Raw genomic sequence first — 22,129 nt, forward strand, 5'->3', positions numbered from 1 at the left:
ATTGTTACCATCTATCAAATTTATAGTAAATTTGCCTTGATTTTTGCGTAATAATAATATATACTTCATACCATAATAAAGAGCATAGTAGTGCATCAATTGTAGTGTGTTCTTGCTATAGCATAGTGGTCATCCTTTTTACGGGAAAGATTCTCCTTGACAACAGAGCCGGAAGTGGGTGCATCGGTCTGTGTAGCAGCCCTGGAAGATGGTAGGGTTGTGAGAGTTGGGCTGATGTGATGTGGAAGATGGGTGTGTACTGGTGGAGGGGGCGCTAGAGAGAAGATACATCCGCTCACGGCTATATCTATACGCCTTATCGCATAAGACCATTGGGAACGGGAACACGGAGAGGCTCCGGATCGCCGCGCGTAGCGCTGCTGGCGATCCCGGAGCCTCTTCGCTTGTGCTCTAGTTGTGAAGGGCGTCGAGCTTGAGCTCGACGCTCGCGTTCCCCTTCCCTCCGTCCTTCACGCGGAGGAAGACGCTGCCCTTGAGGGGCAGCGGTTCGGTGTAGTCGTACCGCAGGTTGGCACCGGCCTTGCCGGGGTGATTGTCCCCCGTCGGGCCGTTCAGAGACACGACCGGGTCGGTCAGCTCGTTGCCGTCGAACTGGGCGTTGCCCTTGACGGCGTAGAGGCTGTCCTCGCCGACGGTGGCGCAGAGGTTGAAGTCCCCGATGTCGAGGTTGCTGAGAGACGCCACGGTGACGAGGTCGCCGGACGTGTACGTCTTGATCTGCACATCGTCCGTCGCGTTGTCCCTGAAGTTCCAGACGGAGCTGTTGTGCTCCTGCTCGCCCCGCTTGATCCCGGCGTCGTACAGCTGCATCGACGGCTTGTCGACGCCACTGATCTCACCCCTGAACACACTGTACTCGATCTTGAACTCGAAGCAGACCTCGCGGCTGCCCGGGTAGGTCGGGGTCTCCGGTGCGGAAGATGCCGACACCGACGGCGTCGGGCTCTCCACGACCTCGACGGACGTGTCCGGCGTGGGAGTCCCCACGATCACGACCCCGCTGGACGTGTCCGACGTCTCGGACGTGCCCCTCGGCGCTGGCGTGAGCGCGGTGACCATCGCGGCGATGAGGACGCCGACCGGGATGAAGATGAAGACCAAGCTGAGAACCTTGTGGTCCCAGAACCACAGGCCCAACTTCTTCAGGCCTTTACGGATCGGGTGCTTCTTCGGTGCGTTGCTGCCATTCTTCGGCACGATTTTCCTTCTCTCGAAGCGAGATGGTCAGGAAGAAGAACTGCTAACCTTTCTAAACTAGGAACGGGTCCGTGTACAAACCCCCACCACAATGTGATGCAGAGGAAACGGACATAGCTTATTACCCTCAAGTATACTATGAACTTCCACCTCCCGCAATCGAAAAACCGCACATACACTGTGAAATGCATCACAATTTATATGCTGATATATATGATTTCGTGTCCCTCTCCATACTGTGAACAGAGCAAGAAATCAAGCGACGATCTTTCGCCGCGTTATGAACTGGTCTCTTGCTTCCGTAAGTGTTAACTATTTATGTAGCGTCGCTCTCCAGGGCGCACGTCAAGGTACCAATAGACGTATGCGTCCAACGGAGCACGCAATCAGGAGGTAAATCCATATGCCACAGCAGCCAATTAATCCAGTACAGGTTGAGAAATGCCTCAAAGGCATCGACTATCCTTGCGACAAGCAGGAAATCGTAGAGTACGCGAGTCAGCATGGCGCGAACGACATGGTTCGCGACGCCCTGAACAATCTGCCTGACAAGAACTACGAGAACCCAACCGCCGTTAATAAGGCATTGAGCGAGGCTTCACGCAGCCAGCGTTAACACTGGCTTAAATACGTTGGGAACATGGTGCAAAAGAAGAGGACGCGACTCGTCGCGTCCTCTTCTTTTCCGTGGGTGATACTTTGGAATAGGTACGGGGAGTCTTGCCCCGTACCGACTCTAGGTGCTCTTTAACACCATTCGAATCTAATTCTCTTTTCCCCCGTAATATGTGTTCAGCGTGTTTCACCTATTTCCTTGACGCAACACGATGATACATGTTAACATTAACACATGTTAATACAGTTTTAACATGCTTGAGCGTAGATAGCGAGGGGCAGGAGATTGCTTATTTTACCTCCTGGCTCTCAGTGACTTCTTCGAAAGGCAGGATAACATGGTGACAGCGAATACGCGTATCGCTTCTACTCTAACCTCTCGTATACATGCGAAGTCTCTTACGGCTATTACTGGCTACAGCAAAACCGACGACTACCGCCCCATCCCCAAAGACATTTCTTCCCCTAATCCTGGGGCGGATCGCGCTCTCCTGGCACGCCTTCGGGCTCGCGTGCGCTAGCATCCTTGTTGATGAATGCTCCAATCTTTCGCGAGGCGTTGCTCAAGCTGGCAGCGCGCTGCAATCTCAATTGCACATATTGCTACTGGTTTCGTGATGCCTCGGTCTATAGTAAGCCTCCGATTCTGACGTCGGAGGCTGAAGCGGCTTTCCTGGCTCGCCTGGAAGAGCATATCCAGGCCCATGACCTCACTGGCTTCTCGCTCATTCTGCATGGTGGAGAACCTCTGCTCTTCGGAAAAGTACGCTTTGTCGCGCTGATGGACGCCCTCGATGCCATTGAGCAGCGCACCGGCTGCGTAATCTACCGTTCGCTCACAACCAATGGTGTCCTGGTCGATACCGAGTGGGCACAGCTCTTTCGCCTCTTCCGGGTGAGTGTGACAGTGAGCATCGATGGTCCCGCGCCCGTTCATGATCGAGCGCGCCTCGATTTCCAGGGGCGAGGCTCCTACACGCGCGTCCTGCAAGGGGTGGCACACTTGCGAGAGCAGGGGCTTGAACCTGGCGTGCTCGCGGTGTGTGATCCCGCCAGCGACCCCGCCGAGACGCTCCATCACTTCGTAGACGAGCTTGGCTTCTCCTCCTTCGATATCTTGATTCCCGACGCCACACATGACGATGCTCCCACCTCCATCGCGCCTTACTATATCGGTCTCTTCGATCTCTGGCGCGAGCATTATCGCCAGCGCGAGGTAACCATTCGCTATCTGCGGAGCGTTCTCAATGGTCTACAGGAGGAGAATACAGACGCGAGCGGCTATAATCCCGTGGGAACACTGACCGTCCTGACGGATGGTGCGCTAGAGCCAGTTGACGTGCTACGTATCGCCGGATACAATAGCACACAAACAAAGCTCTCGGTCCTGGAGCATCCCTTGCAGGCGTTGGAGGATGATCCATGCTGGCGCGAGGCTTACCGCGCGAGTATTGAGCTTCCGCAGGTCTGCCAGGAATGTGCTTTTCTCAAGGCATGCGAGGGTGGCTACCTGCCACACCGCTGGTCCCGCGCGCGGCGCTTCGCGAACCCAAGCGTCTATTGCTCTGACCTGAAGCGCATCTATGCGCATATTCGCGATATCGAGTTTACGCCTTATGCGAAAACCTGAGCACAGTTGTTGCTACGAACTTCAACCCTCATACGAGGGCACGGCGCTGCCGTTCAGGCAGTGTTGGGTTTCGCATAAGACTTCTGAGAAAGGATTACGCATGCCCTGGGGGAGAGATGAACCGCTGCCAATGGAGGAACTTACCGCCGTCGCGGGGACCTTTCGCCTGGGGGAGATTCGCGCCAGTGCCTGGGCAGGTGGCTATTCCAATAAGAACTATCTGATCGAGACCAGCGAGGGCGAGTTCCTGGTCAAGTTCTTGCTCAACCCCCGAATCGACATCGACAACGAAATTATCTATCTTGAATACCTCAAACGCACTTCTTTCCCCGCCAGTTACTATCTCCCTTACCAACCCGGGGTCTTTCGCTCGGAGATCGCGGGGCGACATGTCGTCGTACAACCCAGGCTCAAGGGTCTGCCTCCTGAGAAGAACGCCGAATCCTGCCGCGATATCGCCGCGCACCTTGCCTGCCTCCATAGCTTGCCTACAGAAGGATTGCCACCTACGCGCAGCAATCTTGGCGCATCCTACGTTGAGGATGCTCTGACCCTGGCCGGTAGCGTCTTCGACGCAGCGACGCTCCAACCAGTCACCAGAGCCTACCAGCGTCTGCAATCCTTTCCAATCACGCGCCTCCCCCAATCAATTGTGCACGGAGACGCAACGCGACATAACACGCTCTTCCATGCCGGGCGCTTTGTCGCGCTTGTAGACTGGGAAGAGGTTGGTATTAGCGCCTCGCTCATGGACCTGGCGATGTCTATGTTGAGCTACTGCTATCGCTATCGCGAGGGGACCGCGACCCTCGACACGGCTTTGCAAGCGGCCTTTCTTGACGGATATACCCACGTTCGTCCTCTGACATCGCTTGAAAACGATTGCCTCAATGAGGCTCTGCAATATATGGCTCTGATCGTCTCTCTCTGGGGCCTCCTGCAATTTGGGGTCTATTATCCCGATCCCTCCCTTCTGGATGGCTGGCTGCATCCTGCCCTCCAGTAATCCCTCAATTCCCGCAAGATCCCTCATAGAAATAATTCCCCAAACATCTTTTGTGTACCCATATACTCCTATTTTAGGAAAAATATGGCATACTCCCAAATAACTATGTTAATATGTTTACGAGATAAAAGAGCTGACAGGGGGGATAGCTTGGATAAGGGAATAGACGCCAGCCTTGGATTAGAGGTTGCCTTAATAACACTACAGCGTCTTCGCAAAAATGGCATACTTCAAGCAGAAGTTAATAGTTTACCTGGTATTCGTGGCAAATGTCGTTGTTCTATTGAAATAAACGGAGGCAAAATCGTTTCCTGCATAGTCGTCGATGCCACTGGAAAGAGTTTTACTATTGCGCTAGATGTCATTATCGCGACAGACAATAAGAAAGGGCCATTTGCCTGGAACTTTCATCCCAAGATAACATCACAGCCACAACGACCTCAGGCGGCTACCCCGCCAGCGGTCCAGGCTCCACCATACCAATTATCACCATACAACCCACCACCCGCGCCGTATCAACAGCAGCAGCCCACGCCATATCAACAGCAACAGCCTGCGCCATATCAGCAGCAGCAGCCCGCGCCATATCAGCAGCAACAGCCTGCGCCGTATCAGCAGCAGCAGCCTGCGCCATATCAGCAGCAACAGCCTGCGCCATATCAGCAGCAACAGCCTGCGCCATATCAGCAGCAACAGCCTGCGCCATATCAGCAGCAACAGCCTGCGCACCCACAGGTACCAAAGCAATTTAGTGAATCGATTTCGCCAATGACCATCCCAATTCCTCTTGTAAAGAGTTCCGATGTGATCTGGCCTAATGCACTGTCGACCAATGAAAAATTCCTCCTAGAGTGGTTGCTCTCGTTGATTAATGGTCAACGAAATGTAGCTGAAATTACAGACATGCTGCCACGCCTCCGCTTTGAAGACGTCAAGAACGGCCTTCTCTACTTGAGACAGCTAGGTGTGATATCGCTAATGGGCTGAGTTTATCAATACTAGAACGACATTGACATATTCTCTAAACGTAATGGAGTCGCGGAGACCTGGCACACTCTGGCTCTTCATGCTCCTTCGAGCGGCATGACCCTGAAGCATTTCTCGCGATATATACTCTATATATGCAGATAATTGAAGGGAAAATGAGAATGCCATGCCAGAGTTGAAAATGCTCACCTGCAAAACATTGAAAGAGAATATCGCGAACTACTCTCTACTTGAGATTATGCATCATGAGGTAGGTAATGGCCTGGCTGCCATTACGGGCTATACGCAACTTCTCTATCGAGCAACGCTTCCACTAGGTCAACCAGATAATGGCAGGCGTGAGTTCTATTTTCACGCGATCAAGGATCGCGAACAACGGCTCAACGACTTTCTGACGCAAATTCGTAGCCTTGCACTCCAAGCCCCCCATGCGAGATTTCTTCAGACGCTTGTAAAAACTGACCTTACTTCGTTAATAGAAAACCTTGCCAATCGACTTTCTCTCCTTTTCAAGCACAAACATATTGAAGTAGACCTACCTGGGCAGGCACTCTATATAAAAAGCGATCCCCTCTGGCTTGAGTTGGCACTAGAGCATATCTTCTGCCATAATCTCGCGGCCCATAGCGGCTCCCTTCCAGCACAGATCACACTTGGACGCAGTCATAATACCTTCGATCACGACGCAGCTATAATATGTATCTATACCAGGGAACGACATGCCAGACGGAGCACAGATATGAGGGGAGAACCATTCGGCACATGGTCTCAGACACTTGACGATAGAGATAGAGACCTTTGCATAGCATTATGCAAAGAGATCATTCAAGAGCACGGAGGCTATCTGTGGACTGAGCAGGGCGAGGGAAGAGTGGAGAGCGTTTGCGCCTCCTTACCACTGATACAATGTGAGCGCTTAGCACTGCATGGGTGATGCTGGTTGGCCCAAAACGCTAAGTCCGAAACTGAGCAAGAGTCAGAAGCGCAAAACGGCTGGCATCCCTCTTGCTCAGTAGGTCATGGTACCAATATTTCGCGTTTTTATGCCAGATGCTTATCCCCCCTCATTTCTCCGCTGACCGGTCGTGCGAGAAGTCGAAGGTACCTCGCTGGGGTGGTCACGATCCCAATCCTGCTGTGAGCGCTCGTTAAGCGATTCCGGCCTGGCTTTGAGTGCCGCCTTGATGCTCCTGCTCTGCTCATCGGCTAGTACCTCTTCCTCTCCGGCATTAATGGCCTTGATGACGTTACGCGCGACATCCTCTGGTCTGGACTTAGGCACTTTAAAATTAGCCGTCATATCGGTATCGATATATCCAGCATATACCCCTACGACTAACGTCCCCTGTCTTCGCAACTCTATGCGCACGCCATTCGTCATCGCGAACTCGGCTGCCTTGGATGCGCTGTATGAACCAACTACGGGATCGACATACCAGCTTACGACTGAGAGCATATTGACGAGCACGCCTCCACCATTCCGCTTGAGAACTGGCGCGAAGGCTCGACACATCGCCAATGTTCCCAGATAGTTGATCTCTATCTCCTGGCGCGCGCCATCCATCGATGGAGCCTCGATAAGAGGACTCTCGGTCGCGACGCCAGCGTTATTGATCAGGATAGTAATATCCTGGCATGCCTTCACAGCTGCGTTAACATCCTGCTCGTTCGTAATATCGAGTTTGATGGGCTGAAGTCGGGCATCGCTCACATCTGTAGGATGACGCATTCCAACGTACACTTTACGCGCTCCAGCGTCGAGCAAGGCCTGGACATACGCTTTGCCTAACCCACGGTTGCCCCCGCTTACCAGCGCAATCGAACCATGAACATTCATTGCTATAGCCCCTTTCTTCTTTTCAGCATAGCACTCCCAATATATAGAGGTAGTAGGCGTATAACACGTGCTATAGAAAAATGAGGGAGAGCAATCCACTGCCTGGATATCAGTCTCGAAAGATCGAAAGTGGAGCGAAAACGATAATCTGTCAGGTTTTACATGCAAATTGAGTCTTATAATAGTAGTGGGACATTTGACTCACTATTGCGTTTCCTGTAACGAAGGAGTGTGGTCTTATCCGAAAACCAACGTGCTGCCGTGGCTAGCGCTGGCGCGCTCAGGTTTTCGCGTAAGGAGTATGAACAGGAAGGCAGGGATAGCACAATGAGTACTTCGAGAAAGTGGTGGAGGAGTATAAATTTTGGGTTGTTCTCAATCATCTGGTCTTTGCTACCAATATTGATTGGAGGAGTAGGAATCGTAATCGCCGCCAATGGCGTGATAGCTGGCTTTCAAGCCTTTGAGTTTCAAAGGACACACCCCATCACACATGCGAAGGTGCTCAGTGTTTACGAGGAAACGTACACTGAATATGATTCACAAAATAATACCTCTTTCCAGGGCACAAAGATTTGCGCGGAAAACGTTCGCTATTCCATGAATGGGCGTGATATCCAGGTTAATGTGCATGCTATGCAGCATTGTGGTGTTCAGGTGGGAGATAGCCCCCAAATCGCCTACGATCCCAAACGGCCCTCAAACATCCAATTTGTACCTGCAGGCGATCCCCTCTGGGGGAATGTCCTTAATATCGTGCTTTCTATTGGTATTGGAGGCTTTTTCCTGATGGGGGCACTGGGTTTAATCTTCGGTCCATCGAGTCGGATTATGCGCATCGGCATATTCTTTTGGCTCCTGCTGGTAGCAGGCATGATCGCATTAACGATACTGGGCGCGATTAATCAGGGTCGGTAGGAGCGAGGAACCACCGCTTCAATCTGAGAACGAGCGTGCCTAATGCGAGCAGCGGTGCAGGGCCTCTCATTGTTCGGCGTAGCGGAGCATGGTGAGGGCATGTTCGCGGAGAGCGGTTCGGAGTTCGGGCGGATGATGGATAACAAAGGGAATATCCAGACCAGCAAGCAAGCTAGCCATCCAGGGAAGATCTTGCACTTCGCTATGTACAAGGACACCTCCATCAACCTCGGTAAAATGTCCCTTTGAAAGACGAGTCTTGCCCTGAGCTTCTTGGAGGGTCGTCTCTAGCCATACCTCAATCCGCCAGGCGCGAGGTACAGTGGCGAGGGCGCGCTGGACCTCGGCGAGGGTATCGAAATTGGGTGGGCGCTGGAAGGGCTCGTCCGTCACGTCGGCCTGGATGATGCGATCCACGCGCAGGAGGCGTCGCCTCTGGCGCAGACGACAATAACCGATGGTGTACCAATATCCGTCGTGTGAGACGACGCCATAGGGCTCAAATGTACGCTCCGTCGTCTCACCGCTCGGCGAGCGGTAATGTAAGTAAATACAGCACTCGCCCTGGACAGCCGAACTTAGAGCCATCACAATCGGGAACGAAGGGGTTGCATACGGAGTGCTATTCTCGAAGACCACGGTCTGCTCTACTGCCTGGACGCGCTCGCGCGTGGCTGATGGGAGGACACGCTCAATCTTCGCCAACGATCCCTCGAAGGCAGGCGAGGTCTGGGCGAGTCCGGTCTCGCGCGCAGCCAACAGACTTAAAGTCAAAGCCAGGGCTTCATCTTCGGTAAAGATCAAAGGGGGTAGCTTGTAGCCCGGTCTCAGACGATACGCGCCGTAGCGACCCCGCTCGGCTTCCACTGGGATGCCCAGGTCGATCAATGTTTCAATATAATCGCGTACTGTGCGCACATTGACCTCAAGCCGGTTCGCGAGTTCCGGACCTGTCATACGCCCGTAGGACTGCAATAGTTCCAGCACAGTCAGCACACGCGCCGTTGGACGGTAAACCACAAAACTATTCCTTCTCTAGAAATTTCCGCATTAAACAGGGTCAATATTACCATGTTTTGGCTATATACTCCAGATGTAAGAGCGATTGAGCCTGCAAGTAAAGTTACTAGAATAGGAAGAGATGTATGCAACAGGAGAATTATGCATCCGGCGCGAACGCCTTTGACTCGCTGATTGGTACCTGGAACGTGCATAATCGGCGTGTGAAGGGGAATTATGCCCTGCCCAATCAACCTGGAAACGAGCCTGAATGGGAAGAGTTCACAGGGCACGATAGGTTCGAACCGCAGCTCAATGGTCGGGCAGTTGTCGAGCACTGGGAGGCGACACTACCAGATGGAATTCAGGCGCTCGGGCTAAGCATCAAAGCCTTTGAGCCGGAGACGCAACAGTGGTCGATTATCTGGATCGATAATCGCAATCCCCTGGACTTTCAGCCTCTACATGGCACCTTTACAAATGGCGTCGGTACCTTCTACCAAGTTACCAAAACAGCCGATGGACAGCCACTGCATGTACGCTTTATCTGGGACGAGATGACGGCGACCAGTGCTCGTTGGCAACAGGCGTTCTCCTTTGATGAAGGTGAACAGTGGAACACCAACTGGATTATGCGCTTTACTCGTCAGGCTGCATCCTGAACATGATTAGTGTATGTTCGAATAGTTTGTTGTTTGCTATTCAGTTCCAGGAGATATAACAAATGGCGGAGACGAAAACTGCGGAGCAAGCTCTAACAGAATGTTGTTCTATCGTCGAGCTAAGGCAATACACGCTGAAGCCAGGGCGGCGCGATGAGCTGATAACCTTGTTTGAGGAGCATTTTATCGAGGGCAGGAACAATACGGTATGCGTGTAATTGGTCAGTTTCGCAAGCGCACGGACCCAGATCAATTCGTCTGGTTCCGTAGCTTTGCCGATATGGAAGCGCGTCGCCAGGCCCTTGAAGGCTTCTACTATGGTCCGATCTGGAAAGCGCATCGTAATGAAGCCAACGATACCATGATTGACTCGGATAACGTGCTATTACTCAAGCCCGCACGCGCCGGGTCCGGCTTCCAGTTAGATTCACAAAGCCGCCCGAACTTGAGTGGGCCAGAAGTTCCAGGTGGCATATGTATGGTTACTATGTACACGCTCAAAACTTCGGCGGACGAGCAATTCATCACCTTCTTTGAACAAAGCATCATACCCGCGCTACGCGAGGCTGGCTCTACCATTCAAGGATACTTTGTGACGGAGGATGCCGCGAATACCTTCCCGGCGCTGCCAGTGCGCGAAGGTGAACATATATTTGTCTGGGTCGCCTCTTTCGCGTCCTACGATGACTATCTCTCCACGCTGCGAGTTGGCTCTCACCGGACCACAACGCTTGCGCCCGCGCTAAGCAAGTGGTTAGCCAAACCTGAGGAGGTGCTAGAACTACTCCCAACCAGGCGCTCGCTACTACGCCACCACTGAGAAAAGGAGCATTCCCTGAAGAAAATTTTGCATAGAACTTTCTTCAGGGAATGTTCGGGAAGAAAAAACAAACTCACACCTATCACTTTTTGATAGGTAAACAAAACCAGAAGGTCGAGCCCTGACCAAGGATACTCTCTACGCCAACGGTACCTTGATGTTGCTCAATAAGAGTGCGACATATATATAAGCCTAGCCCCAGCCCCTTATCGGTACCGCACTGTACCGAAACATTACTGGCCTGATAATAGCTCTGCCAGATACGCTTCATGGCATCTTTTGAGAGGCCCGGTCCCTGATCGCGCACCCAGACACGAACCCATACCCCTTCTATATCCAGTCCAATCATTACTGGCTTGTCGGCAGGCGAATAACGCAGGGCATTGCTGACATAGTTCATCACAACCTGACTTATCCGGTTACTATCAACAAATACCATTACGGGAGTATGTTCCGGCAGATCAAGCAGGAGTGAGCGCTTGGGATGCGCGAGGCGCACATCACTGATCGTATCGCGCACAATAGCGACAAGATCGCACACCTTCAGGGAGAGCGTAAGCGTGTTAGAGGCTATGCGTGATACGTCAAGCATATCATTAATCAAACGGGTCTGCATCTCGATGTACCGTAGGCTATCCGTCAGGCTCCTCACCAGTTTGGTGAGAAAATTGTCAAGCTCAGGAGGAGGTGAGGGGCTGTTTTTGGTGATGCGTTCGAGGCGGCGCAGATTCAGTTGGATGGTTCCCTGAAGCGCGGCGAGAGGCGTTTTCAATTCATGGCCCGTCATCCCCAGGAAGAGATCTTTCTGGCGCTCTATTTCTTTGCGAGCGGTCAGATCCAGCACAAAACAAATGAGAAAAGATGTTGAGCTTTCCTGACGAAAGAGTGCGCGTCCAATAAGGGCGGGGACGTGTCGACTATCTTTGGCAATATATTCCTTCTCATAGGGCTGAGCGACGCCTGTCCTGACGGCTTCCTCAATGGCGAGCGCATCCCGAGCCTGGAATTCTGGTGAGGTTATCGAAGGCCATGGGATGTTGCCTGCCGCCAGGTCCTCACGTGTGTAGCCAATCAAGGAGAGGAAGGCATCATTCGCCTCACAGATGTTTCCATCCTGGTCAGTAATCATGATGCCGATGATATTTGAGTCCACGAAGCGCCGTAGCCGCTCTTCATTTTCACGGAGAGCTATTTCAGCTTGTTTGCGCTCATCGATATCGTGGAAATAGATTGAAAGTCCGTTTGGATTTGGATAGATATATGCCTCAACCCAACGCTGAAAGGTTGGATGAAAACCTTCACAGTGCTGTGCCTGCCGGGTTTCCATCGCCTTACGATAATGATGTTCAAAGTCCGTACCCAGGATTTCAGGCACGACCTCCCATACTGGCTTCCCCATGACCTCTGCCAGACTTCTCCCCATATATGCTTCCATACGTCGATTAACATACGTATAGCGCCATTGGTTATCAATACCTAAAAAGGCATCGGTAATGCTATCGAGGATAGTGGTAATGCGTTCGTTTGCCTCCTGAAGCTGGACTTCATGTTGTTTCAGATTGGTAATATCGAACGTGACACCAACAATACGAGTGACTCGCCCAGAAGCATCAAGAATGCCCTGAGCACGGTCTGTGAGCCAGTGGATGCTTCCATCAGGCCAGATGATGCGATAGTCCTTGTCGTATTCTTGTTTCTCCTCGATAGCACGCAAGTTAGCTTTGTGAACGCGTTCGCGATCATCGGGATGAACAGTGTCGAGAAAGAGCTGATAGCTAATAGGGGTCTCAGGCGAAAAGGCGAAAAGCGCCTTCTTCTGATCCGTCCATACAAGCTCGCCTGTGGTCAGGTTCCAATCCCACATACCCACCCCTGATGCCCTTAACGCAAGCTGCACCTGGACTTCACTCATTTCCCCAAGCGATGCATGCCCGGCGAAATCATTGCTATGGGTGGGCTTCGTCTCAAGTGTATTGGAGTCGCTGTCTTCTTTTTGAGGAGATTGCTCGTACAGAGACAATGTAATGTTGAACCTCCTCTATGCTAACACTAACAGGAATACTTTTCTTTTTGCTCCTCTCTTGTCGTTATAATACACACCACAAAAAGAGGGGCCCCATTAAGATGTAATACAATATGTTACCTCTTTTGCATTGTGTACTATACAAAAAAATCCAACGAAAGCGAACGATATGTAATCGGGAGGGAAAGCGCTCGCTCACGCAGAGCGCCTACATATTAGCGCCTGCGCAGGGTTCTTCCCCCAATCCAGGCGCGGCGCTTTCGCCTGCGCGGGGCTTCCTATCTCGCATTCTAAGGCGTTTCGTGCTACACTATTAATGTCTTATGCGAAAACCAACCCTCATTCGAGGGCGCGGCGCCGCTTGGTCGCGGCTAGCGCTGCCGCGCTCAGGTTTCCGGATAAGGTGTAAAGTGATTTCCCATCTTTCATTTAGCATACTCACCCATAGACACGACACTCGGCCGGCAGCCCTGGTAGGCGGTAGTAAGAAACTATAGAACCAGGCTGTAGACAGGAAAGAGAGGCAAGCGATGCATTTTAGCAGAGAGGCCGTTGAACGAGCACAAAGAACCATGGAGGCGACCGAAGTTCTGCGCCAGCACGCAGCAGTGATCGCCGATGCGTGTCAGGCGAAGGAGAGCGATCAGGTCATCGCGGCAATGGTGGAGGCGGATGGTTCCTTCGCTGGCACCCAGATCTTCCCACGCGCCGAGCTACAGGACAAGTTAGAGGTGCTAGAGGTACAGGAACAGAAGTGGGTGATGACACTCGCTCCCAATGCTTCGGTAAGCGAGATTGAGCGGAGATGCTCGGATATCCGCTATTATGCTAATCGTCGCCGCAACGCCATTCTGCGCCGACTCGACCAACAAGATAAGCAAGCATAACAAAGAAATAACTTCCAAATGGAGACGCAGGCAACAACACTGCGTCTCCATTTAGGAATAACGGGATCAGGTTGTTGCCGCTGCTGTGGCGGCGGCGTTGGCATCGTCTTGTATGATCTTCAAGTAGCGTGCCAGGATAGCGAGCAAGACCAGATCAGGCACATCTGTCGCGGCTGGCAATATGGTGACATTTTTCTTGTGAAAGGCTATGAGGGACATACCCTCAAGATTACGCCACTCCCATTGAGTTCCCCAAAAGTTTGTGTTCTTCCATTGATACCCATTGCCGGATGCGGTCCAGAGCTCTGCTTTACCTGACATCCGTGTATGTCCATTGGCAATCGTGTTGCCCTGGGTGTCGAGAACAGCAAAATCCTTCTGCCAGAAACCTTCACGACGTATTGTCCATTGACCTTCAGGCGTCCAGGCATCGTATGCGCTTTTGAATACGCCCTGCTTGGCAAGTGTCGCCAGAACCTCATCCCCAACGCGCAATTCATACACTCTCTGGAAGATGTTCGGCTGCTTCCACTCTAGAGGCTGGCCCATAAAATCGCGTATGTCTCTCGTTGCCATCAATTAGCATCCTTTCATCTTCTTAGGGACCCATGTGTTACTCATCTCTCTATCAGAATAGACGCATCGCTTTAGCATCACTCAAATTCGCAAAATCTGCTAGAAGATCCGGCGCGCGAACGGGATGCGACGCAGCAAGTAGGCGAAAGCGAAGCAGAAAGCGATTGAGAGCGGAATCGCCAGCGCGAACTTGCCTAGTGTGGGTAGGGGCAGGGCGTGAAGCAGGTATTCGGCGACACAGACCAGGATGAGCGGGTGAATGACGTAGACGGCGAAGGCTTGCTCACTAAAGATGCGACTCACGCGCCCTGAGCGGTTCCACACGCGGCGAAAGAAAACGATCATGCCCAGACTCATCCCCACACCCATGAGCGATTCCCACAGGGCATAGGTGTAGACCTGCCAGTGCAGACCGCTTACGAAGGCATCTCCACCGCTCAGTGAGAGCGGGAGGAGGATCAGCATAGAACCAAGTGCTACTCCCAATCCGACCTTACCCTTCGCGCCCGACACGGTGCGGAACCAGTCGTGGCGCGAGGCGAAGAGTCCCGCGATAAACAGGGCGATGTACTGCGGAAAGTTTGATGGGATCAGGTTCACATATGGGATGGTCCAGCCAAAGGGGACCCAGATGCGCGTCACAAAGACGGCTACGGAGAGGGCCAGCGTAAAGAGCAGGATGGTTCGATAGGTGAGTGGCTTGCGCTCGGCGGGTGCGTTCACGGTTCGCGTGCGGGTCAGCCAGCGATAGAGCACATAGACGCAGTCAAAGACCAGCAGGGCTTCGGCGAACCAGAGCGGCCCGGTGCCAATGAGTTCGATGCCATTGTGGGCGATAAAGTCTCCTATCGGCTGGGGCGTCCCCGCGCCAAGGTAGAGAGTCAGGCCTTGCAGGACAAAGGTGAAGAGTACCAACGGCACGCCCAGGCGCTGGACGCGGTCACGCAGGAAGGCCCTCGCCCCCTTGCGCTCATATGAGGCAGGGGTGAAGTAGGCCGAGATCAGGAAGAAACTCCCCATAAAGAAGGACTGGTTGAAGAGGACAATAAAGCCCAGCAGGGCGCTCACTAGCGGGTCCTTCGTTGGATCGATATAGTACCACAGTGGTGCATAGATGTAGGTTAAGGCGAGGTGGTGAACAATGACGAGCATCGTCAGCACTACGCGGATATGGTCAATGAAGAAGAGGCGCGCAGGCCGATTCGCGATCTGTATTTCCTCTTGTGTCTCTTCAATAGGTTGTGTGGTTGTATGTTCCAATGGAAGCGACATGGTGAATCCTTTCGTTAGTTTATGCTTTGAAGTTGACTTGAGAGACCCGCCAACCCTTAGCGGCCTTACTGAATCTTTTCGATAGTCACGACGGCGATGATGAAAATGGCGAGAGCAGCAGCCCCGAAGCCGATTGCGTTTAAAAGCATTCGCCAACGCCACCTTTCGGTGGCTGGGTTATATAGTTGCTTTACGAAGGAGCAGGTATGACGCAGGAAGGCAGAGAGCCACGGGAAGCAACAGCCAGGAGGCCAGTCCCACAGCCTTTTGATCCACCATCCAGGTGAAGACGTTAAACCACAGACCATAGTAAGTGCATATATAAGAACCAATGGTGCCGAGTAGCAAGGCGAGGCCTCCGCCGATGAGCATGCCATTACGCCCGGTGCGCTGATAGAGACAGGCGATGGTAAAGCCCAGGAAGAAGAGAAAGACCATACTGATAAAGTAGATCCAGCCTTGAGCCAGTAGCGAGCCATCATTTAAGAAGGGCAGGTGGAAGAAATGCAGGCGTAAGAACCAACCATTTGTCAGGTAATACTCGATTACCGAGAGCAGCAGGACCACCAGTGCCTCGATAAGACAGACCGCAAAAGCGACAAGCGCTGTCCCTACAAAGTAGTCAACGCGCCTGCGTCCAAAGCCCAGGACGAAGGGGAATGTGCGAGAGACAAGGATAATGCCTACGATGAGCATATATATGAAGATCCCCGCCAGACCACCGGTATAGATGCCGGTGTCCGTCCGCGCGAAAAGGCTGATGATCATGTTAACGGTAAAGGATGGCAGGACGATCATAACCCAAGGAGCCAGCAGCCAGTAGAACCAATCCTTAGCGTGCAAATGCAGAATACTCTTTAAGCTATTCATTAAACTTCTACCGCCTTTCTGGCGATCTGGCTTTTACCTGTCAGGTGAACGACCAATTGTTGAAGTGAGACGGGAGCGAGTTCCAGCCCAAGCGCTTCTGCGTTCCGCCGCTCGCTCGCGTCCAGATGCCCCAGGATCGTAACTTCAGCCAGCGAGCCAAAGGACTTGCGCCCAAGTGTCTGCTTGTCCGCCGTGAAGGTATCGATCTTTGAGGCGGACCCGACGAGGGTAAAGGCTTGTTCGCGCAGGGCATCGGTCTCCTCATCTATGATGAGGCGTCCCTGGTCGATGACCAGAACGTGTTCTAGCAAGCGACTTACTTCGTCAATCAGGTGCGTTGAGAGGACGATGGTGCGAGGATACTCAGCATAGTCCTCAATCAGCCTATCGTAGAAGATGCTTCGCGCCACCGGGTCAAGACCCAGGTATGGCTCATCGAAGAGCGTCAGGGGAGCGCGGCTAGCGAGACCAACAATAATCCCAAGCGCCGAGCTCATACCCCGCGATAATGCTTTGATACGGCGCTTCGGGGGGAGATTAAATTCTTCAACCAGGGAATAAGCATACGCACGATCCCAGTTGGGAAAAAATGATACCGCGAGATCCAGAATGTCGCTGACACGAAAGTGGTCAGGATACTTCTGGCTCTCCTTTACAAAGCAGATTTGATTGAGCACTTTGCTATTCTCATACGGCTGCTCGCCAAAGACACTTACCATCCCACTGGTAGCGAAGGTCTGTGCCGTGAGGATCTGCATAATGGTGGTCTTGCCAGCCCCATTGCGTCCGAGCAGCCCATAGATTTTCTCAGGCTCAACACTGAAACTGACGTTATCGACCACGGTAACGTCACCATAGGTCTTCGTCAATCCATGCACCTCAATGACATTGCTCATGGTCAGTGCTCCCCTCTCTCAATCATGGCGACAAGCTCTTCAGTCGTAATATTCAACTTACGCGCCTCTTGCAGCATAGTAACAACATATTGCTCATAGAACTGCTCTTTACGCTTACGCAATAGCTGTTCGCGGGCGCTAGTTGCTACGAACATGCCAACGCCGCGCTTCTTGTATAGGATGCCCTGGTCTACCAACATATTGACCCCCTTTGCCGCCGTCGCCGGATTGATCTGATAGAAGGAGGCGAACTGGTTGGTAGATGGTACCTGCGACTCCTCTGGCAGTTGTCCGTCGAGGATGTCATTCTCGATCCGTTCGGCAATCTGCACGAAGATCGGTCGATTGTCATCAATAAAGTATGCCATAGTTCATCACTCAACTGGTTAGTTACTCATGTAACTAACTATACAAGCAAAGAAGCTCAAAGTCAAGGGGGTGATGAGATGTGGATGGGAAGAAGCCGAGAGGAGGACACCACCATAGGAAATACCGCTGCTGATGCTATTTTACAATTTGAACCCGGAATTTTTTGAGCTACGCTCTTTTCTGGTTCTTTATAAAAGGAGGCATCAGCAGCGGCGTTCCTAGATAGTTATATCGAAGAGTTTGGCGAGGGTCGCGACATATTCTTGCTCATTTGACAGGCTGCGCTCTTCGCGCCTCCCCTGAAGGGTAGTTATGAGTAGCAAATCGCTGAGGGTGAGGCGTCCATCTGGCAGAGCCAAGGAGCAGACCCGCTTTTTCGTGAAGCCCGAATCGGGCGACGTCTGATGGTAGTGACAGCGAGCGTTAAAGTCCGAAAGGGCACGGGGCTGGAGCGTAAAGCGGTATTGGGGCTCAAAACCAGCCCCGTCGCGTTGCCGCAAAATCCAGTAATCGCCCTCTTCTATCAGTTGATAGGTGTGACCATCCGCGCCATCTTGTTCAACCTCCAACTCCAGGCGAAGTGGCAGCCGAAACGAATCGCCGAAGCCCACATCAACCAGCCAGTCCGAACCCGCCAGATCGTGAACGCGTAAAGTCAGGTGGTCGAAGTCTGGATTGTAGCCCCCGTCTTGCTTCTGATTCGCCACTCCCGCCGAGAGCAGCGTCACCCGAAAGCCAAGCTCCCTTAGCAACCAGGCGAAGAGGCCATTCAGCTCATAGCAGAATCCGCCACGCCTACGGCTCACAATCTTATTGTAGAGCACCTCCTCATTCAGGACGATAGGCTGCCCATAGTGAATCGAAAGATTCTCGAAGGGCACAGCAAGCATATGCGCTTCATGTAAAGCCTGTAGTGTCTCCAGATCAGGCGTAAGCGGCCCCTGATAACGAATGCGTTCGAGATAGTCCTGCGTATTCAACGGCTTTCTCCTCTTAAGCTGGCACATGTAGCAACTTCTTAATCTGGATGAGAATTGACAGAGCCTACTTTACCATAGCGACCTGAGTTGCCACACTGAACAAAGGTGCAGGATTGAGCCATCCCCAATGGTTTCATGACACCATTCACGCTACTCATTTGCTATTGCTACTGGGCTAGGTGCGTTGGCTACTCTAAAAGGAGAGGGATTAATGTAACCTGTAGAGAAGGGAGCAAGCATTGTTGAGAATCGCACTCTTTGGCGCGAGCGGTATGGTGGGGCAGCGTATCGCACGTGAAGCATTGAAGCGTGGGCATAGCATTACCGCTATCGTACGTGCCTCCACCTATCTGACGATTTCGCATCCACGCCTGGAAGTGGCAGTAGCGGACGCGAGTGTACCCGCCGATGTAGCGGAGATCGTTCAGGGATATGATGTCGTTGTCAGTGCGCTTGGTCCCTCAGCGAGCGCGCCCGCCTCTACCTTTGTTGACCTGACGCGCTCGCTGATCGAGGGAGTTGGACGTTCAGGTGTTCCGCGTCTCATAGCGGTAGGAGGGGCAGGGAGCCTGGAAGTTAAGCCTGGGGTTCAGTTGATGGATACTCCCGACTTTCCTGAGGACTTGCAGGCGATAGCGCGCGCGCATAGAGAGGCCCTTGCCTACTATCGTCCGGTCAACGCTTTCGACTGGACGGTTATTAGTCCCGCCGCCAATATTGAGCCGGGTCAGTGTACGGGCCATTATCGGACCGCGACAGATCAACTTGTCACCAACGCGCAGGGTGAGAGCAATATTTCTGTCGAGGACTTTGCCATCGCGGTCCTCGACGAACTTGAGGAGCCTCACCATAACCGCCAGCGTTTCACAGTTGGCTACTGACCGTAAATGATGGTCGTATTCGTGCCACACCCCTCCTGGCTACAGCCCCCCGTCACCGACAAGCACTTCTCTGCGAGCAGTGAGGGCAGTTGTTCCATTGCTAAAGCAAGCTGGGATCGACCACTAGGAGGCAAAAATCGCCCCGTGTGAGTGATGCGTCTCTGGCACTGAACAGTGTCGGTTCGGTGGGGCCACGCCTGGCGTGGCCCCACCATCCTTTATACAAAGCTCACTCTCAGAAGCAGGCTCCATGAGAAGTAGGTGTCTCTTTTTTTCTTGTTGGTGCGTTTGCTTACTCATCCAGCCAGAGGATAGCGCTGACACCGCGAGGATAGTACAGGCTAGCGCGTGCGATTCCTGCCACTATCTGATCGCTCCAGGCATAATAAGCGCTCTCGGGACGTGTCAGCCAGTGGACATGCGCGGCGTCCGCGACCGCCATATGTTCATCATGCGGCACCTGGAATATCTGGCGCGCGACATACTGGCAGAGATAGATCTTGCTTAGCCAGGAATTGTCGCTGGTCGATGAGAGCTTCCAACCTCCATCGGGGAAGAGGCAGGTCCCTGGTTGCAGCACTGTTTCAAGATGCGTTGCCAGGGCTCGGATATATGCCCCAAAGCGTCCATCCGCTTTCAAGACCTCCCGATTCCCTGTCACATAGGGGAAGATCAGGCCCTCGATGGCGGGAATGATACGCGAGGTGTTGCCATCCTCAAAGACGGCGGGAATATAGCCATCGGAGGTGAGGTGGTCCGCGACCGTGTTCGCGCAGCGTTCGGCCTGAAGTCCCGCCGTTTGAGCCGGATCTTGCATCCCATGCTCCACGAACAAGCGCTCAAGTTGGACATAAGCTGCCCAGGTCTTGCTCGCGATATAGATGTTGTTGCGCGCCTGCCCCAATGAGGTGTCCAGGCTATCATAGGTCGTGATCTCGCCCTTACCCATGGCTCGTATGGAATCCAGGCCCATCAGGCCATTGCGCCGCTCCGGCTCAGGATCATCACGATTGAGCAGGCTATTAAAGCAGGCGATGAGCGTCGCCATGCGAGACTGTAACCATTCCTGATCCCCTGTAAGGGCCACATAGGTTGTCGCGCAACAGATCCAGTTGAGGAGTTGCTCGGTTGTCATATAGGAGAAGCAGCCATCAATAAGCGGCTGTTCATAGGACGAGTAGTGCGCGGGGGAGAAGGTGTTGCCTATACCCATATCGTGCGTGAAGCTAATACCCCCTGGATACTCCATTCCCTCGCCGGGGAAGTGAACCCGGTCCTCGTAGCTATAGCGCTCGACGTACAGATCGAGCACATTGCGCACCGTCCAGGGGCTGAAGCGCAACTCATAGAAGAGTTGGTCAGCCGTCAGGTCGAAGGTATTCATCATGCGATACTCACCTTCGTTGACCACCCACAGTGGCTTCCCATCTTGCTCAAGGAGTTGTGTGCTCCCATAGTAGCTATGGATCGCGTGAGCCAACATAAAGCGCTGATCGGCGCTCAGCTTGGTTTGCGACAGAAACCGATTATCCTCACGACAGGAGGCGATGAGCTCGTCAATATGCTCTAACGCGTAGCTCGCGACCGCTTCGAGCGTGGGGAAGAAGCGCGTATAATAATAACTCGTATCCAGGTTAGCCGTCACGATCCCGGCCCGATGGAAGCAGAGCGCGAACTGGTAGGTACGGCACTCCCCGGCGGGTACGTCCATTATCAGCGCGGCGCATGAGCCCAGACCAAAGCCCCACTGCTCCGGGGGCCTGCTGAGAATCTCTTCCATACCGAAGTGTTGCGCGGAACGCAAGCCCTCGCCCTTGCCCACTATACCCAGGATGCGCCCCTGCCCGATACCCACAATCTCACCGCCAGTCGCGACATCCAGGCGGCGCATTGAGCTGTAAGGGTCACTGCCCTGGAAGCCAAAGAAGGCACGCCGTAGACTGGTTCCCTCTCGATTATCGATGCTCAACTCGGCGAAGACAGCGGGCAAGATGGCGCGCTTGACCTCATCCGCGCCTGCTATCGCCGGATCAGGCAGCAAGCGCGCGGGAGAGTAGATACTAAAGCTCAGATCTCCTGCTCGCCAGCTATCGATAGCAACATCAAACTCGCGCGTGATCTGCCCCTGCGCGAAGGGCCTGACAAGTTGCGTGCTCTGAGGCTGTTCGCCCTGCTGCTCAACACTGTAGCGCTTGCTCTCGTCCTCCTCCGCCGCCGCGAAGAAGGGAAGCGCCTCAAAATAAGACTCATCGCGCGCCTGGAGGCCAATATATACATTCTGGTTCGCGGGTCCGTCTAGCTCAAGTCCTAGCCCGCCCTTCGCGCCAGGGAACCCCAGCGTAAACGAAGCAAAGGCTCCGATTGGCGAATGGTGAGCGTTAAAAAATGTCTTCGACACAAGACTACCTCACACGTTCAAAGTGCTGATACGAACACCAACGCCGCCTGACCAGCGGCTAGTGCTGGCGCGCTCAGGTATTCATACAAGGATGCTTCCAAAACTGCGAAAGAATGTGCCCCACATTCTCTAAATAAGCTCATAACGAGCGACACACGTTCATACTACATTACCATGCGCCAGTTTTGCCAGAGTAGTGAAGGCAGGCAGCAACTATTCAGGTAGAATGCAAGACTTGCATGTGGCTCAGGGAATCGGGTAAGCTGAGCTTATAGATCGAAATGC

At 53.0% G+C, this 22,129-nt stretch carries 23 protein-coding genes; 12 read left to right on the forward strand and 11 right to left on the reverse strand.

Annotated features, from left to right (window positions below; genetic code table 11):
* Window positions 1-411 precede the first annotated feature (411 nt).
* Window positions 412-1,218: a hypothetical protein gene (locus K3T82_RS29900; protein WP_220197173.1), complete on the reverse strand. Its 807-nt coding sequence runs from the start codon at window positions 1,216-1,218 to the stop codon at window positions 412-414.
* Between the two features lie 403 nt (window positions 1,219-1,621).
* Between K3T82_RS29900 and K3T82_RS29905 the strand changes: the two genes are divergently transcribed.
* The 6 genes from K3T82_RS29905 to K3T82_RS29930 all read left to right on the forward strand — a co-directional run bounded on the left by K3T82_RS29905 (window position 1,622) and on the right by K3T82_RS29930 (window position 6,390).
* The gene (locus K3T82_RS29905; RefSeq protein ID WP_220197174.1) at window positions 1,622-1,834 is read left to right on the forward strand and encodes a DUF2795 domain-containing protein; all 213 of its coding nucleotides are present in this window, start codon (window positions 1,622-1,624) and stop codon (window positions 1,832-1,834) included.
* A gap of 337 nt (window positions 1,835-2,171) precedes the next feature.
* Window positions 2,172-2,354 carry a hypothetical protein gene (locus K3T82_RS29910; protein ID WP_220197175.1) on the forward strand — a complete coding sequence of 61 codons (183 nt, stop codon included), beginning with the start codon at window positions 2,172-2,174 and terminating at the stop codon, window positions 2,352-2,354.
* An 11-nt stretch (window positions 2,355-2,365) separates the two neighbouring features.
* Window positions 2,366-3,463 carry a radical SAM protein gene (locus tag K3T82_RS29915; protein WP_220197176.1) on the forward strand — a complete coding sequence of 366 codons (1,098 nt, stop codon included), beginning with the start codon at window positions 2,366-2,368 and terminating at the stop codon, window positions 3,461-3,463.
* 100 nt (window positions 3,464-3,563) lie between these two features.
* The gene (locus K3T82_RS29920; protein ID WP_220197177.1) at window positions 3,564-4,469 is read left to right on the forward strand and encodes a phosphotransferase; all 906 of its coding nucleotides are present in this window, start codon (window positions 3,564-3,566) and stop codon (window positions 4,467-4,469) included.
* Between the two features lie 150 nt (window positions 4,470-4,619).
* Window positions 4,620-5,456, forward strand: a complete 837-nt coding sequence (locus K3T82_RS29925) for a hypothetical protein (RefSeq protein ID WP_220197178.1) — start codon at window positions 4,620-4,622, stop codon at window positions 5,454-5,456.
* 166 nt (window positions 5,457-5,622) lie between these two features.
* The gene (locus tag K3T82_RS29930) at window positions 5,623-6,390 is read left to right on the forward strand and encodes a histidine kinase (protein ID WP_220197179.1); all 768 of its coding nucleotides are present in this window, start codon (window positions 5,623-5,625) and stop codon (window positions 6,388-6,390) included.
* Between the two features lie 120 nt (window positions 6,391-6,510).
* On the opposite strand, the gene K3T82_RS29935 is transcribed toward K3T82_RS29930, so the two are convergent.
* Window positions 6,511-7,293, reverse strand: a complete 783-nt coding sequence (locus tag K3T82_RS29935) for an SDR family oxidoreductase (RefSeq protein WP_220197180.1) — start codon at window positions 7,291-7,293, stop codon at window positions 6,511-6,513.
* A 369-nt stretch (window positions 7,294-7,662) separates the two neighbouring features.
* Here K3T82_RS29935 and K3T82_RS29940 point away from each other — a divergent pair, with 369 nt between their 5' ends.
* Window positions 7,663-8,211, forward strand: coding sequence for a DUF3592 domain-containing protein (locus K3T82_RS29940; RefSeq protein ID WP_220197181.1), 549 nt, complete (start codon window positions 7,663-7,665; stop codon window positions 8,209-8,211).
* 66 nt (window positions 8,212-8,277) lie between these two features.
* Here the strand turns inward: K3T82_RS29940 and K3T82_RS29945 are convergent, their stop codons facing one another.
* On the reverse strand, window positions 8,278-9,231 hold the full coding sequence (locus K3T82_RS29945; RefSeq protein WP_220197182.1) for a helix-turn-helix transcriptional regulator: 954 nt from the start codon (window positions 9,229-9,231) through the stop codon (window positions 8,278-8,280).
* 125 nt (window positions 9,232-9,356) lie between these two features.
* On the opposite strand from K3T82_RS29945, the gene K3T82_RS29950 reads away from it, so the two are divergent.
* The 3 genes from K3T82_RS29950 (at window position 9,357) to K3T82_RS29955 (ending at window position 10,692) form a co-directional block, all read left to right on the forward strand.
* On the forward strand, window positions 9,357-9,872 hold the full coding sequence (locus tag K3T82_RS29950) for a DUF1579 domain-containing protein (protein WP_220197183.1): 516 nt from the start codon (window positions 9,357-9,359) through the stop codon (window positions 9,870-9,872).
* A gap of 62 nt (window positions 9,873-9,934) precedes the next feature.
* Window positions 9,935-10,090 (forward strand): NIPSNAP family protein, encoded by a 156-nt coding sequence (locus tag K3T82_RS48145; protein ID WP_236031639.1) that lies wholly within the window; start codon window positions 9,935-9,937, stop codon window positions 10,088-10,090.
* Window positions 10,081-10,692 (forward strand): NIPSNAP family containing protein, encoded by a 612-nt coding sequence (locus tag K3T82_RS29955; protein WP_236031640.1) that lies wholly within the window; start codon window positions 10,081-10,083, stop codon window positions 10,690-10,692. Before K3T82_RS48145 ends, K3T82_RS29955 begins: the two co-directional genes overlap by 10 nt.
* 82 nt (window positions 10,693-10,774) lie before the next feature.
* On the opposite strand, the gene K3T82_RS29960 is transcribed toward K3T82_RS29955, so the two are convergent.
* Complete coding sequence (locus K3T82_RS29960) at window positions 10,775-12,712, reverse strand: PAS domain-containing sensor histidine kinase (protein WP_236031641.1); 1,938 nt, start codon at window positions 12,710-12,712, stop codon at window positions 10,775-10,777.
* A 533-nt stretch (window positions 12,713-13,245) separates the two neighbouring features.
* On the opposite strand from K3T82_RS29960, the gene K3T82_RS29965 reads away from it, so the two are divergent.
* Window positions 13,246-13,602: a hypothetical protein gene (locus tag K3T82_RS29965; RefSeq protein WP_220197184.1), complete on the forward strand. Its 357-nt coding sequence runs from the start codon at window positions 13,246-13,248 to the stop codon at window positions 13,600-13,602.
* 66 nt (window positions 13,603-13,668) lie between these two features.
* Here the strand turns inward: K3T82_RS29965 and K3T82_RS29970 are convergent, their stop codons facing one another.
* The 6 genes from K3T82_RS29970 to K3T82_RS29995 all read right to left on the reverse strand — a co-directional run bounded on the left by K3T82_RS29970 (window position 13,669) and on the right by K3T82_RS29995 (window position 18,565).
* The gene (locus K3T82_RS29970; RefSeq protein ID WP_220197185.1) at window positions 13,669-14,178 is read right to left on the reverse strand and encodes a hypothetical protein; all 510 of its coding nucleotides are present in this window, start codon (window positions 14,176-14,178) and stop codon (window positions 13,669-13,671) included.
* A gap of 99 nt (window positions 14,179-14,277) precedes the next feature.
* Entirely contained in the window at window positions 14,278-15,450 is a 1,173-nt protein-coding gene (locus K3T82_RS29975; RefSeq protein WP_220197186.1) for an acyltransferase family protein, read from the reverse strand.
* Between the two features lie 177 nt (window positions 15,451-15,627).
* Complete coding sequence (locus K3T82_RS29980) at window positions 15,628-16,320, reverse strand: hypothetical protein (RefSeq protein ID WP_220197187.1); 693 nt, start codon at window positions 16,318-16,320, stop codon at window positions 15,628-15,630.
* Window positions 16,320-17,216: an ABC transporter ATP-binding protein gene (locus K3T82_RS29985; protein WP_220197188.1), complete on the reverse strand. Its 897-nt coding sequence runs from the start codon at window positions 17,214-17,216 to the stop codon at window positions 16,320-16,322. Before K3T82_RS29985 ends, K3T82_RS29980 begins: the two co-directional genes overlap by 1 nt.
* Before the next feature lie 2 nt (window positions 17,217-17,218).
* Window positions 17,219-17,584 (reverse strand): GntR family transcriptional regulator, encoded by a 366-nt coding sequence (locus K3T82_RS29990; protein WP_220197189.1) that lies wholly within the window; start codon window positions 17,582-17,584, stop codon window positions 17,219-17,221.
* Between the two features lie 219 nt (window positions 17,585-17,803).
* Window positions 17,804-18,565, reverse strand: coding sequence for an arylamine N-acetyltransferase family protein (locus tag K3T82_RS29995; protein WP_236031642.1), 762 nt, complete (start codon window positions 18,563-18,565; stop codon window positions 17,804-17,806).
* A gap of 239 nt (window positions 18,566-18,804) precedes the next feature.
* On the opposite strand from K3T82_RS29995, the gene K3T82_RS30000 reads away from it, so the two are divergent.
* Entirely contained in the window at window positions 18,805-19,446 is a 642-nt protein-coding gene (locus K3T82_RS30000; RefSeq protein WP_236031643.1) for an NAD(P)-dependent oxidoreductase, read from the forward strand.
* A 292-nt stretch (window positions 19,447-19,738) separates the two neighbouring features.
* On the opposite strand, the gene K3T82_RS30005 is transcribed toward K3T82_RS30000, so the two are convergent.
* Entirely contained in the window at window positions 19,739-21,844 is a 2,106-nt protein-coding gene (locus tag K3T82_RS30005; RefSeq protein ID WP_220197191.1) for a glycoside hydrolase family 52 protein, read from the reverse strand.
* Window positions 21,845-22,129: the final 285 nt, after the last annotated feature.

It is taken from the genome of Ktedonospora formicarum, from assembly GCF_016587355.1.
In the GTDB taxonomy this organism is placed as follows: Bacteria; Chloroflexota; Ktedonobacteria; order Ktedonobacterales; family Ktedonobacteraceae; genus Ktedonobacter; species Ktedonobacter formicarum.